The 13,196-nt window shown below is 67.8% G+C and carries 9 protein-coding genes and 2 pseudogenes; 4 read left to right on the top strand and 7 right to left on the bottom strand.

The window, feature by feature from the left end:
- Positions 1-950 precede the first annotated feature (950 nt).
- Entirely contained in the window at positions 951-1,577 is a 627-nt protein-coding gene (locus OG870_RS05680; RefSeq protein ID WP_266586694.1) for a TetR/AcrR family transcriptional regulator, read from the top strand.
- Positions 1,578-1,695: 118 nt separating this feature from the next.
- Positions 1,696-1,878 (top strand): annotated as a pseudogene (locus OG870_RS05685) (hypothetical protein); the annotation flags it as partial.
- Here the strand turns inward: OG870_RS05685 and OG870_RS05690 are convergent.
- The 3 genes and pseudogenes from OG870_RS05690 to OG870_RS05700 form a co-directional block, all read right to left on the bottom strand.
- Complete coding sequence (locus OG870_RS05690; RefSeq protein ID WP_327690687.1) at positions 1,868-2,347, bottom strand: DUF2637 domain-containing protein; 480 nt, start codon at positions 2,345-2,347, stop codon at positions 1,868-1,870. The pseudogene OG870_RS05685 and the gene OG870_RS05690 sit on opposite strands and share 11 nt — an antisense overlap.
- A gap of 845 nt (positions 2,348-3,192) precedes the next feature.
- Positions 3,193-4,964: pseudogene (locus OG870_RS05695) on the bottom strand (IS481 family transposase).
- A 153-nt stretch (positions 4,965-5,117) separates the two neighbouring features.
- Positions 5,118-5,366: a DUF2637 domain-containing protein gene (locus tag OG870_RS05700; protein WP_266586692.1), complete on the bottom strand. Its 249-nt coding sequence runs from the start codon at positions 5,364-5,366 to the stop codon at positions 5,118-5,120.
- 431 nt (positions 5,367-5,797) lie between these two features.
- Between OG870_RS05700 and OG870_RS05705 the strand changes: the two genes are divergently transcribed.
- Complete coding sequence (locus OG870_RS05705) at positions 5,798-7,042, top strand: IS110 family transposase (protein WP_266586690.1); 1,245 nt, start codon at positions 5,798-5,800, stop codon at positions 7,040-7,042.
- Between the two features lie 485 nt (positions 7,043-7,527).
- Here OG870_RS05705 and OG870_RS05710 read toward each other — a convergent pair whose 3' ends face one another.
- The 4 genes from OG870_RS05710 to OG870_RS05725 are packed head-to-tail and all read right to left on the bottom strand — an operon-like array spanning position 7,528 to position 11,179.
- Positions 7,528-8,940 carry an amidase family protein gene (locus OG870_RS05710; RefSeq protein ID WP_327690688.1) on the bottom strand — a complete coding sequence of 471 codons (1,413 nt, stop codon included), beginning with the start codon at positions 8,938-8,940 and terminating at the stop codon, positions 7,528-7,530.
- Positions 8,937-10,145 (bottom strand): MAB_1171c family putative transporter, encoded by a 1,209-nt coding sequence (locus tag OG870_RS05715; RefSeq protein ID WP_266586686.1) that lies wholly within the window; start codon positions 10,143-10,145, stop codon positions 8,937-8,939. The genes OG870_RS05710 and OG870_RS05715 overlap by 4 nt, the downstream gene beginning before the upstream one ends.
- Positions 10,142-10,654, bottom strand: coding sequence for a hypothetical protein (locus OG870_RS05720; protein ID WP_266586684.1), 513 nt, complete (start codon positions 10,652-10,654; stop codon positions 10,142-10,144). Before OG870_RS05720 ends, OG870_RS05715 begins: the two co-directional genes overlap by 4 nt.
- Before the next feature lie 42 nt (positions 10,655-10,696).
- Positions 10,697-11,179: an XRE family transcriptional regulator gene (locus OG870_RS05725; protein ID WP_266586682.1), complete on the bottom strand. Its 483-nt coding sequence runs from the start codon at positions 11,177-11,179 to the stop codon at positions 10,697-10,699.
- Between the two features lie 1,108 nt (positions 11,180-12,287).
- Here OG870_RS05725 and OG870_RS05730 point away from each other — a divergent pair.
- Entirely contained in the window at positions 12,288-13,193 is a 906-nt protein-coding gene (locus tag OG870_RS05730) for a helix-turn-helix domain-containing protein (protein WP_266586680.1), read from the top strand.
- Positions 13,194-13,196: the final 3 nt, after the last annotated feature.

Consider the following 13,196-nt stretch of genomic DNA (forward strand, 5'->3'; position numbering starts at 1 on the left):
GTAGGGGCGATCGGTAACAGGGATGGAGGGGACGTCGTGCGATCGTTCATTCGTCAGAAAGCGGGCAGCCCGTCAAGCGCTGCACAAGCGGCCGGGCACCTTGAGTTGAGCGCGTCCGCGAGACCCTGACGGTCGAGGCCTTCGCCGACGAGACCGCGGTCTCCCGGCGCACCCCTCCCGCCACGTCGCCGGCGGAGCAGGCACGGCTGTACGGCGCCCCGGGTGCGCCTCGCCGTCGCAGATCGAGCTATTTCGTACGCCCCCCGAAAAGGCTGCCGCGGAGTGTGCCGCTCCGGCTGCCCGTGAGCATGCGCTCTCCGTGGCCGGACGCAACACGGTGATGTCACCACTGATGCGGCGGAGGCGACCCGGCACGTCCTGCGAGAACACCGAGCGCGCACCCCCATTCGGCCGGCCCGTCGTCCCATGGGGTGCTTTACAGACCCGACGGCCAAAGGCCGACGGGCGGAAGTTGACTCCCCCGTCGACTTCGATGATCTCGCCGGTGACCTGGGAATTCGCGGGTGAGGCGAGGGAGAGGATCGTCGCGCTGTGGGCGATCGCTCCGCCCCCGGTTTCCTGCATGAAGGGCGCGGCCACCGTGGTCAGATCCTCCTCGGTGCGCGAAGCGATGACCCCGTCGGCGCCCGCTTCGGCGAGTGCCACCACCGTCGCGGCGCCAATGACCGGCCGGACCCGGTTGCCACGGCGACCTTGTCTGTGATCTGGAAGAGGTTGCTCATCACACCTGGACCGTAGCACCGCTCTGGCGATAAGTGTTAGTTGGCTTTCACTTATTTTCATGATGGTCACAACCCAGGGAACGGGTCACAACGAAAGCACCGGAGGTGCCGCCGCACTGGCGGTGTACGGCTTGACGTCGCCGCACGTGGCCTGACGGCCAGGTTGTGGACGGCCGACGGCCCGGCAGCGCGTACTACTGTGCAGTCATGGCGACGCAGGGACGGACCTTGAGGGCTGATGCGGCTCGTAACTACCAGCGGATCGTCGGTGTCGCGGTCCAGGCGTTCGAGGAGATCGGGCCGGAGGTGACCCTCGAGGAGATCGCTCGGCGCGCGGAGGTAAGTGTGATGACGGTCTACCGGCGTTTTCGCGCTCGCGACGAGCTGGTCCGAGCCATCCTGGACCACGTTCTCACCACGGAGATCCAGCCCATGGCGGCGGCGCACACCGAAGATCCGTGGCGAGATCTCGTCGACGTGCTCGGGGCCAGCATCGATGTACTGGCTCAACGGCAGGTCATCCTCTCCCTTGCCCGGGAGTCCGACGCGTTCGATGTCGAAAGCGTGCACCGCTACCTGCGCTCCCTTGAACGGCTGCTACGACGTGCCGTCGAGGCGGGGGTGGTGCGACCGGAGCTGGAGATTCGTGACCTGGCGGCGGTCATCGTCATGGTTCTGGCCACGGTGCGTCTAGGCGATCCCGACGGCGCGGGCCGCAGGCGCTACCTCGCCCTGGTCGTCGATGGGCTGCGCATCTCGCCGACCCCCCTGCCCCCTCCCCCGGCACGGGAGTTCCCCGGGTCTGCTGCCTACGCACAGGGACCGGAAGCCTGATCTCCCCATGCCACGACAGAGGGCCGTCGGCGAGGTGCCGGGGTGCGGGCTTGCCTCGGCCGTCTCGCGGCGCGATGAGTCTGCTTCACCTCCGATACGACCGGCCATCTGGTGACGAGTGAGGTCTACCTGGACCGCACCGCCTCGGGTACGACCGACTTCGACCCCAGCTTCTCCAGCACCGAGCGCGCCCCGCCGCACTCGACGGCAAGCCCCCAGCCTGCACATCCTGGCCGACGCGTCCTCCGTCGAGGTCTACGCAGAGAACGCCTCAGGCCAGCAGGACGTCCTCACCCACCAGATCTTCCCCGACCCCTCCAGCACCGGCGTCGACGTCTTCGCCGACAACGGAACCGCCACTCACCCACCGGAGGCCAGCCCGCCACCAACATCGGCCGCCACGCGAGCGCCGGAGCAGCCGCCACATTCGCTGCCAACGACACCGCGATCCCGAGGAGGAACGCCAGCCACACCACCGTCCGCGCCCGACGCCCCGCGCTCCGGGACGAGTTCAGCAGCCCCACAGTCGCCAGCAACAAGAGGCCGTCAACCGACAACGGCCACAACGTTGCGCTCACTGCGTCAGCCCCGCCCTGCAGGGCGAACTCCCGCTGATGCACATACGAGGCGTACCCGGCCACCGACGCCACCACCAACGCACAACCACGCCGCACCCACACCTCAGCCCGGATACCCGCACCAGCGCCACTCGGAGGAGCATCACGGACACTCACAGACGCACCGCGTGGCGTTTCCCTCGGGCCGGTCACCGGGAACCACCCCTACGACGACGCCGACGCACCCGCGGCACCGCGACCGTGCCGGAAAGAACCAGCTCACGGCCGGTACGGGGCCGTACAGATGCTGTCGGTGCCCAGCCGGGGGCTCGAACCTGCGCAGTCTGATCAAATGGGTGCAGCGTTCGCGGCGCTGCTGTGCGTGACGGTTCCCGTAGCACCGCCGAGACCAGGAGGGGGCCCATATCGCGCGCTCGTTCAAGCGCCGTCAAAGCGGAACCCTGCTATCCAGTTCTGGCAAGATATCTACGCAACTCACTCGCTTGCCGTCAGTTCTGTCCGTTCACCGGATCACGAAGCTCGTCAGCACCGCGGCTCTCGCCACGGCTGTCCCGCACAAGCGTGGCCAACCGCCTCGACCGACTCGAACCGACCCGCAGTTCCTTCCGCAAGGTCTCGGCCGAGACGGGTCGCTGATGCAGACGCCGATGCCTGGCATCGATCGTCCGAGCCTGAGCGAGCAAGGGATCATCGCCGTTCGGTTCACCACCGTCCACTCGTTCCGGCCCGGCTTCTCCGATCAGTCGATCGATCGGGCGGTGCACCAGAAGCTCCACCGACAGCAGCAGCGCGACCGGCGGTCACCCGGCCACCAGCACGGGCTTCCACTTCAGAGCTGGTGCCGCCGCGACGTTCGCCGCTAGCGAGACCGCGATCCCCAGCAGAAACGCCGACCACACAGCACCCCGCGCGCGACGTGAACGGGGTCCCGTCGGCTTCAGCAGACCGGCTGTCGCTGACGGTGTGAGGTCCCGCGAGATCTTGGACAGTTTGGTCCCAGGAGACGCTGGACGTCACCGGTAGATGCTGGACAGTCGCTACTTCCTCGTGCGCGCGACCGCCTTGAACTGCCTGATCGGCTTGTCGCTGGTGCGGGCATGGGTGGACAGTTCGACGTCACCGTCCAGGACGCGGAAGACGGTGTCCTCGATGAGGATGGTCACGGCTTTCCCGGCGTGAGCCCGACCGATCCGCAGGCGCTGGCCGCCGACCATCACCACGCCGTCCACCGGCACTTTGCGCTGAGCCCGCAGGGCCTGCGCCGAAGGAGGGATGATCGCCGTGCGCGGGCTGCGGACTCCGCTGATCTGCGCTCGTTGCTCCGGTGGGATGGGCGCGGGCAGCGTCTTGACCACGCGGCCGTCGGCGATGACATGCATCAGCTGGCCGTCGAACCGCAGGGTGACCTGCTGTCCGGCGAGCTGGGCCGCGAGCTTGACGCGCTGCCCGCCGAGGCCGACGTCGCCGTCCCGGCCGACCAGCCGATCGACCTCGACCACGAGCGGGGCCTGCGGCCCGTCGGGCAGGGCGGGCGTCGCTGGTTCGAGGCCGGCAATCCGCCCGCCGCGCTGCACCAGCGCCTTCAGGTCGGCAGCGGTGAACTGGGAGGTGCGGGTGCGGGCGAGTTCGCCGTCGATGAAGACGTGGATGCTGCGCTCATCAGCCCAGACGGTGGCGGTGCGTCCGCCCAGCGCGGCGGGGAACTTCAGCTGCTGGCCGGAGGGCAGACACAGCCTGCCGATCGGCGAGATGAGCGCCTCGAACTCCACTGCCCTGATGTGGGATTCGTCGACGGGCAGCCGCGGTGAGGGCAGCGGCGCGGGCAGCTGCGGCGCCAGCAGCCCGTCGCAGGCGTGGTCTTGTCCTGCGGCTCGGGCAGGTGGACCTCGTGCCGGTCCTGCTGCGGGTCCTTGGCCGCAGGGCGGAACCTGGCGGCGGGCACGGCCATGTCGAGTGCCTGGTGCGGCCGGCTGTGGTTGTAGCCATGCACCCAGGCGTCGATGGCAGCCTGGGCTGTTGCCTGGTCCGCGAACAGACCGACATGATCGAGCAGTTCACGCCGCAGGGACTTATGGAACCTCTCGATCTTCCCGGTGGTGGTCGGTGATCGGGGTTTGGTCAGCCGGGCGGTGATGCCGTTCTCCCGGCAGATCCGCTCGAAGAGGACCTCGGCCGGGACCGGCTTGGTGAAGCGGCCGGTGAACTGCTTGCCGTTGTCGGTCAACACCTCCGACGGCACCCCGTAGGTGGTCATGGCCTCGGCGAAGGCGGTGCACACCGCGCGGCTGGACGGCTCGGCGACCACCTTGGCGATCACGATAAACCGGGAGTGGTCATCGATGCCGGTGACCAGCTTGCACTCGCGCCCGCCAGCCAGGAACACCCCGCCCATGATGTCCAGCTGCCACAACTGCATCGGAGCGTCGCGCTGCCAGCGGCGGTAGACGCGGCGGTGGTTCTGCTCCTGGTGGTTGATCAGCCCCTGTCGGGTAAGGATCCGGTGCACCGTGGACCGGCCGGGCACCGGCACCAGACCACGCTGGCCCAGCTCGTGGACGATCCGGCGAGCGCCCCACCGTGGATAGGAGCGGCGCAGTTCACAGACCAGTGCCTCGACCTCGGCGGGCACCTGGTGCGGCGAGACGTGCGGTCGGCGCGACTTGTCCACCAGAGCGTCCAGCCCGCCGACGTGGTACCGCTCGACCCAGGTGTACACCGACTGCCGCGACGCACCGAACTGCCGGGCCACCTGCGCGACCGGGGCCCCGTCCAGCACTTGGAGCACCGCCCGGTACCGGTGCTCGGCCATCCACCGCCGGTCGTCCACCGGCTCCGGCTCACGCGTTTCCGTCACGGAAGGACCAACGAGCCACGGCCGTCCAGGATGTGCCGAGACCGTCAAAAGTGCCGTGGGACCGTCCAGGAACAGCCGGGACCAAACTGTCCAACAGCCCGTGGGACTTCACACTCCGGGGAGAACTGAGTGGCCGTTGACAGTCGCCAAGAGCAAGAGGCCATCGACAGACAGGGGCCACAACGAAGCGCTGACCACATCCGCTCCACCCTGCATCGCAAGCTCTCGCTGATGCACATACGAGGCGTAGGCCGCCACCCCGGCAACGACCAAAGCGCACAGCGGTCGAATCCACGCATCCGGATCGACGCCTCGGCTCCTGACGGTTCCTTCCTGGGGCTCGGTGTCAGCGCTCATCGAACTCACCGCCCGGCACCTCGCCCCAGTGCACAACGCGTGCACACCTCGACGGGAACTCTCGGGAACTCGCAGGTAGAAGCGGGATGTGCCCAGACACGGCAAAGGGCTCCGACCAGGCTATAAGGGCAGGTCAGCGATCCAGCGCACCTTCGGTGCGCGCCGGGGGCGTGGTAAATCCTGTGGCGCGCGCCGGGATGCCTCCGTCCGCCTCTGACGTGGGCTGATACCGCTGCGGGACGCTGGTGGGGTTCGTTCCGGCCGAAACCGATTGCTCTGTGATGCCGGTGAGCTCGCAGGTCAGCGTGGTACTGAGGGCCGTCCACGGGAACCGTGGAGTGTTGCTGCGAGCACGTGCGTCAGAATTCCTGATTCACCCTGGTCCTCCCGGAACGGCATGCCACTCGGCCGTTGAGGGAGGGGATCGGGACGTGGACGTGCTGCACGAACGCTGCGCCGGTGTGGACATCAGCAAGAAGGACGCCAAGGCGTGCGTCCGCGCCCCGAGCACCAAACGGCGGGGATCGTTCACGACCGAGACCACGACCTGGGGGTCAACGACGAATGCGGTGCTCGCCCTGCGCGATCACCTGCTCGCCGCCGAAGTCACCCTGGTTGTGATCGAGGCGACCTCGGACTGCTGGAAGCCCTTCTACTACCTGCTGGCCGAAGACCTGAACGTGATCCTGGTGAACGCCCGTCAGGTCAAGAACCTGCCCGGCCGCAAGACAGACGTCTCGGACGCGGCCTGGCTGGCCCAGCTCGGCGCGCACGGCCTGGTCCGTCCCTCCTTCGTACCCGATCAGCACGTGCGCGAGCTGCGGGATCTGACCCGGGCGCGCACCCAGATGACCCGTGAACGCGGCCAGATCGTGCAGCGGCTGGAGAAACTGCTGGAGGACACCGGGATCAAACTCGCCGCCGTCGCCTCCGACATCATGGGCGTCTCCGGCCGCGCCATGCTGGAGGCGTTGACCTCCGGGGAACGCGACCCACAGGTCCTCGCGGAGCTGGCCAGGCGCAGGCTCCGCAACAAGATCCCCGAGCTTGCCGAGGCGTTGACCGGACGCCTCCGCGAGCACCACGCGTTCCTGACCCGGCTGCACCTGGACCACTACGACCGACTCACCGACGCGATCCGGCAGCTGGACGAGCGGATCGAGGAGACGATGGCCCCCTTTCGTCCCGCGCTCGACCTGCTCGATACCATCCCCGGGATCAACCGCGTCGTCGCCGAGGTGATCATCGCGGAGACCGGCGGCGACATGAACCGGTTCGCCTCCGCCCAACACCTCGCGTCCTGGGCCGGGGTCTGCCCCGGCCACCATGAGTCCGCCGGCCGCACCAAGAGCGCCAACGTCCGCCCCGGCAATCCGTACCTCAAAGGCGCCCTCGGGCTGGCCGCCTTCGGCGCGGTGCGAATCAAGGACACCTACCTCCAGGCCCGATACAAGCGGCTCACCGCCCGCCGCGGCCCACTCAGGGCCCTGGTCGCCGTCGAGCACTCGATCATCACCGCGATCTGGCACATGCTCACCGACCACAAGCCCTACCACGAACTCGGCGGCAACTACTTCGCCCAGCGCGACCCTCAACGCGCCACCCGCCGCGCGATCAACGCACTCAACCAGCTCGGTTACACCGTCACCCTCAACCCACTGGAAGGCGCGGCCTGACCGACCGAGCCGGCACACCCGGCGACCACCCGGGTCACCCGGCCCTGCCCGAACCTGTCCTGACCTGCACCTATTTACGCGTCAGAGCCCTGCTGGCAGACGAGTCGGGCTGTACGCCGGGTTCTGTGTGCAGACAAATGCCCGCCCTCTGGCTGTCCCCTGTCGGCGGCCGGATGGTTTTGGATCCCCGCGAGCACTCCGAGGTCATTCTGGCGGCCGTTGGCTTCGATCATGGCACCGACGTTGGTGCGGCTCCAGCCAGCAGGTTGTCCAACGCGGCTTGTTCGAAGGCGTCGGCCAACGCCTTCGGGACACTCCCGACACCGACAGACGGCCCCGGCGGGCTCATCGAGCCCACGGCCGCCCGGCGCCTGGCTCGAAGAGAACCACTATCCACCCCCGGAAGTGGATCACCATCCAGTACTCCTCCCGAAGGTCGTCGGCGGGCCGAGGCGGCATCCACAACAGGAACGAGGGTTGCGTTCTCACTCAGAGACACAAAGCAGGGATGCCAGCCTGTCGGCTACTGAAAGCAGAACGCGCTCCGAGTACGGCCGCCCGATGATCTGAATGCCAATGGGCAGCCCCTGAGTGGTCGTGGTCACTGGGACGACCAGACTGGGGAGGCCAATGTGGCTGGTGAGGTTGGCCCAGCCGGTCTGGTCGAAGAAGTTCTGCTCCTGGCCGTCGACCGTAAGGGTGCGACTTCCTGCCGGGATCGCGGGTGTTGGTGCGGCCGGTGTGACGAGGACGTCGTGTTCTGTGAAGAACCGCTGCCAGTCCGATCGGAGTCGGGCGCGTTCTTCGTTCGCACGCAGCCAGCTGCGGTGGGTTTGGGTCCGATGGCGGAGGAAGATCGCGCGGGGGCTGGTGTCGTCGTCCTGCAGTTGTCGTGTGGCAGCGAGTTCAGTGGCAGCGGTTTCGTCGTTGGTGGTGGCCGTCGCGGTGGCGTGCAGAAGCTGTTGGAACAGGCGCGTGGAGTCGGCGAAGCCAACAGGTCCGGGTGTGTGTCGGACCAGGGCTCCGGCTGCGATCAGCGCCTTCTCAAGGGTGATGAGGGCTTGTGCGGTCTCGTGGTCGACGGGGCAGTTCGGGTCCTCGGCCCAGATCGCGATGCGCAGTTCGTCGACGCCCTTCCTGGCCGTCGGCAGGTCTAGGTGCCAGGGTGTTTCCTCGGCCGGTGCCGGTGTGGTGAGCGCGGTGAGGAGCAGGTCGAGGTCTCGGGGGTGGCGAGCCAAGGGGCCCGGTGTGACCATGTCGCTGCTGGTGAGCCAGCCCGGCGGCCGGGGAATGTGGCCGCGGGCCGGGACGAGTCCGTGTGTCGGCCGCAGTCCGTACACCCCGCAGTAGTGGGCCGGCAGACGCAGCGAGCCGGCAAGGTCGCTGCCGAGATCGGCGGGGGTGAGGTGGGCGGCGACCGCCGCAGCAGGTCCACCGGAGGAGCCGCCGACCGTCCGCGCTGGGTCGTGCGGGTTGAGCGTGGAGCCGAAGGGAGCGTTGTCGGTGTGGAGGTCCTGGCAGTAGGCGGGGGTGTTGGTCTTGCCCATAATCACCGCGCCTTGGTGGCGGAGCCGCGCGACAGCGTCGGCGTCCTGGTCGGGAATGTGGTCCGCGAGTTCCTGGGCTCCGCTGGTTGTGCGAAGGCCAGCCGTTTCGAAGCTGTCCTTGATGGTGATCGGGAGGCCGTCAAGGACCCCGCTGGCCTCGCCGCGGGCTCGGCGCTCGTCGGAGGTGTGAGCGGCTTGCCGGGCCGCGTCATCGTCGCGGGTGATGACGGCATTGAGGGTGCTGGCGTCGATCCGATCGAGGTGGAGGTCAAGCAGCTCGCGGCTGGAGATCTCCCGGCGCTCCAGAGCCTGCAGTTGGACATGCGCAGGCTGGCGGGTCAGGTCGGTCATGTGAAGGCTCGCTCGAGGTGGGGGGTGCGGGCGCGTTGGCGGGGAAGGTGGCGGGCGACGGCGAGGAGGGCATCGATGTCGTCCATCGGCTGGCTGGTCTCGGGGTTGGTATCGGCGAAGTCGGTGAGCTGGTCGGGATGGGGACGTTCCCCCGTCTTGCGGGCGGCGATTCCGGCGAGTATCTGGTCAGCAGAGACGGCGGCGTTCAGTTCCTCACCCGAGAGCCCTCGCACCCTGTGATGGGCTTCGCTGCTTTCACGGACGCCCGCTTCGAGGTACTGACGGATCACGAAGCGGCCGTCGCGGATCTCGACCGCCCGTCGGTAGAGCTTGAACCCGATGCTGCGGAAGCGGCGGCTCTGGGCAGGGGCGCCCTGGTCGACCGACAGGCGGATCTCGGGGGCTTCGCTGTAGAAGGCCAGCCACAGGCGGCGCAGGCGGTAGTAGCTGACGTACTGCCTGAACCGGTACTGAACGTTCTTGGCCTGGTCGGTGATCGTGGGCACCAGCCACCCGATCAGGGTGAGCATGGCGCCGACGTCGCCGCACGTCCAGGCGAAGTTCTCCCAGCCGGCGAGAGAGATGCCGAAGGCGCCCGCGATGACGTTGCCGGTCCGCACGCCGCTGTATCCGAAGGTAACGATGGCGCCCAGGGCGACGACCCGCAGACCGGCGCGGACGGAGGGGCGCTTACTGCGCCGGGCCAGGCGCCAGCAGCCGCAGGCGAGGAGTACCTCGCCGATCGTGTACGCGGTGACGTACAGGGTGAGGTACGCGGCGTACGTGTTGTCATGCGCGTAGTACAACGTGAAGTCGATCGGCCTCGGTGCGCTCGGCGTCAGCAGGGCGAAGAGCACCAGCAGCCCCGCGAACACTGCGAGGCCGGCACCTAGCCAGGTCCGCGCTCTCCTGCGGGCGATGTCCGGGGGCGATCCCCAGTAGGTGAGTACCACCTGCTGGCAGGCGATCAGCGCGATCACGCAGCCCTGGGCCAGGGGAACGGAGAGGTTCACGGTGCCCAGGACGCGGTCGAGGTAGTTCCACATCGGAGTGATGGAGAACAGGAACGACAGGCCCGAGAGCAGGAAGACGGAGGCCAGGGCCGTGGTGGCGGGATCGCGGCGACGGGTGGGGATATCCCTCAGAAGGCAGAGGAATCCGAGGATGGCGACCACGAGGCTGATCGGGTGGAGTAGGTCTTTCACGGTCGGGCTACCCGCCTACGCAACAGGGTGTGCGCGACGCGGTCCTGGACCGCGTCGCCGGAGGACTCGTCGCTGCGCAGCCACCGGTCAATGATCCGGCGCTGGAGGAGCGAGGCGAGGAGCTCGGTCTCGTGCTCCTCTGCGTCGTCGTACTTGGTCCGCCCCAGCATCATCCGCACGACGGCCGGGTCCATGGTGGTGACGAGCGCCGGCGCCGCGGCGGACAGCGGGCGGGCCTCGTGGTGTCCGAGGAACAGGTGCATGAACTCGTGAGCGATGATCTGATCTTGATGCAGACAGCTGGTCCGCGGGTCGTAGAACACATAGATAACGGCCTCCAGGACCGCACATGCCCCGCAGACCGACGGCGCCTGCTCTTGTGGCTGCAGTATCACCTCGCGCCCTGTACGGCGGGAGACCTCGTCGCGGAGGTCGCGGATGTTCGTGACGTCGGGAAGCTCCAGCGCGGCCAGGGGGTCATCCTGGCGCCACCGACCCGTGGACCACATTGTCATTCCTTGATCATTTGCTGAACTATAGGTGGAATACAGCTAGTTGGAGGGTGGCAGCCCCTCCATCTTTCGCACGCCATCCACGAGACCGAGGACCGCTTCCTTTCCGTCCGCTGAGACGTCGGACAGACGCAGGAGCACGTTTTTGATCTTCGAATCGCGGAGCAATTCCAGCAACTTCAGTTCCTCCGCGGTCTTTTCGGCGACCTCATCGTCGAACCAATAGGCGGCAGGCACGCCGAAAAAGCTTGCCAGGGCTTCAAGATGACGCTTCGTCGGATTGTCCCGACGACCGGTGCGCAGCATCCAGAGGTAGGTGGACGTCACGGTTTCGAGCCCTCGCTCGGCCATCAGCTCGGCCACTTCAGAGTTGCTGTACGGGCCACGGCCGGGCGGGTGCACCACTTCAAACAGGCGGTTGAGCCGGTCACTGAGCTTCTTCGCGTGAAGACTCGTCGGCTCCTCTGCTGGCTCTTTCATGATCCTTTCCAAGGCGGTGCGGCTTAACGGGCGTTCAGCCACTGTACTCCGCGATTAACACCAGTTGACGCGCCGATCTTGCGTATGAAAAGTTCTACCTCGCAAACGCTCCCCGCGTTTGCGCGTCCACCCTTCGGGATGGTCTGCCCGTTTCTACCGATAGGCGTGCACGGCATGCGTGACGCACGTCACTTTTACCTAGCGGCATTAGTTGCGCCTGTAATTACAGGACGAATTTGATCTTCGAATGGAAGGCGCAGAGGCAACAGTGGGAAGGCTCGATCCCCTTCGCGATGCCCGCGCGAGTATTTCCGTCGGGTCATTCCGGCGCTGCGGTGAGCGGCCAGTCCTCGCCATGCTCGTGGACGGACGACTGACTCTGCGCGGCCGCGCCGGAATGGCACAGCCGTCTGCGCCGGCGGTGCGGGGCGCCGCCCTCGCCGCCATCGCCCACATCCCAGACGCCAGTCGGCGGTACGCCGCCGACAGCCTCGACATGGCGAGTAGCGCCAGGCGCGCCGTCATGGTCGGCGCCGCCGAACCAACACGGTTCGCCGCTGCGCCGCGTTGTGGCACAAGACACGAGGGGGTGCTGTGAGGGTCATCTCCAAGTGGGTCGGGGCGATCAGCCTGCTGCCTGTGTCGCGGCCCGCTGCCTCCACAGGTACGCGCAGGTTCCGCCGCCCTGCGGTGCGACTTGTAGAGAGTCCTTTAGCAAGGTCTGGATCTTGCTGCAGGTCCTGCATATGTTCGTCGTCCCTCGCCGGGCTCCCTGCCCGGCAGTAGACGACGCTAGGAGCCAGATGCGGAACGCCCGATCCAGCCGGGTGAGATAGCCCCGAACACAGCGACGGCGTCCAAGGAGCGGTAACTCCAGGACGCCGAACGCCAAATGGCACTCCTGCCCCGGCAAGGGCGGAGATTTACCCACCTTCACCGCACCGGTCCTTTCCTACGAGGCACACCGGCGCGGGTTTCACTACGGAGGAGAGTCTTACATGCCGCCTGCCCTGCGCAAAGGGCCGGTGTCCCCGGCTCGCGCGGCAGCCGTCCTCGCTTCGCCGTCTGGCTCCCTGGACACGTACCGGTTGCCCTGCGCCCTCGCGCCGGAGCCGGCCCCCAGCGTCCGGCCCGTTTGGGCGGTGACCCGATGAGCCGTGACACCCGCGAATGGGCGTGGGAGTACAGCGCCAGCCGCGGAAACGCGCGCCTGGTCCTATTGTCGATCGCCGACCGGATCCCCGACGAGCAGTGCGTCGCCTGGGCGTCCCTCACCTCGCTGATGAAACGTACGAACGCGAGCCGCAACGCCGTGCGCGGCGCCCTGGTCGCGCTGGCCGAGAGCGGCGAACTCGAGGTGCTCGACGACCTAGGCGGTCCGCAGCACAGCACGGTCTATCGGCTCCCGCGCGCCGCTGCATGGCTGGCCAAGGTCGCGGCGACCCGGGAGAACGACCCCGGCGCGTACGTCGAGCCCCTGACGGACGCCGACCCGGTACCCGCGTTGGACGACGAGCGGCTGCGCAAGCACGGCATCTGGCCGAAGACGGGGTCCGAATCCGACCCCCGTCGTCAGGATCTGACCGGGTCAGAATCTGCACCCCCTCGTCAGAACCTGACCCCTCCCCGGGTCAGAATCCAACCCCCCTCCGGGTCTGAACCTGACCCCCAGAACCCTAGTGAACCGAAGGTGAACCGTAGGTACAGCAGCAGTAGTGCTGCCGACCTCACCTCCGCCGCGGACTGGCAGGTCGACAACGCGAGCCTGTCCTGGGCTCAGCAGCAGGGGCATCTTGCCCGCCTCGGCGAGCACGGCGTACAGGCCGCTGACGCAAAGTGGCGCCACCACCGGAGCACCTGGAGCGCTCGCTCCGCCGCCGCCTGGGCCGCCGACTGGCGGGCCTGGATCGCCCGCGAGCACAGCCCAACCCCCCACCGACCGAACCTCTACGCCCTGCCCGGCGGCACCCCCGCGCCGCAGGCCGGCATGACCCGCGCCGACGCGCACATGGCCGCCCTGCTCGCTGCCGTCGATGAACCGACTGGAACGGAGTAACTG

The sequence above is a fragment of the Streptomyces sp. NBC_00461 genome, assembly GCF_036013935.1.
In the GTDB taxonomy this organism is placed as follows: Bacteria; Actinomycetota; Actinomycetes; order Streptomycetales; family Streptomycetaceae; genus Streptomyces.

What these genes read in the sequence shown, in the direction of transcription:
- OG870_RS05730 (WP_266586680.1), top strand. Translation starts at nt 12,288, where the DNA reads ATGAGCCGTGACACCCGCGAATGGGCGTGGGAGTACAGCGCCAGCCGC.
- OG870_RS05680 (WP_266586694.1), top strand. Translation starts at nt 951, where the DNA reads ATGGCGACGCAGGGACGGACCTTGAGGGCTGATGCGGCTCGTAACTAC.
- OG870_RS05710 (WP_327690688.1), bottom strand. Translation starts at nt 8,940, where the DNA reads ATGACCGACCTGACCCGCCAGCCTGCGCATGTCCAACTGCAGGCTCTG.
- OG870_RS05700 (WP_266586692.1), bottom strand. Translation starts at nt 5,366, where the DNA reads ATGAGCGCTGACACCGAGCCCCAGGAAGGAACCGTCAGGAGCCGAGGC.
- OG870_RS05720 (WP_266586684.1), bottom strand. Translation starts at nt 10,654, where the DNA reads ATGTGGTCCACGGGTCGGTGGCGCCAGGATGACCCCCTGGCCGCGCTG.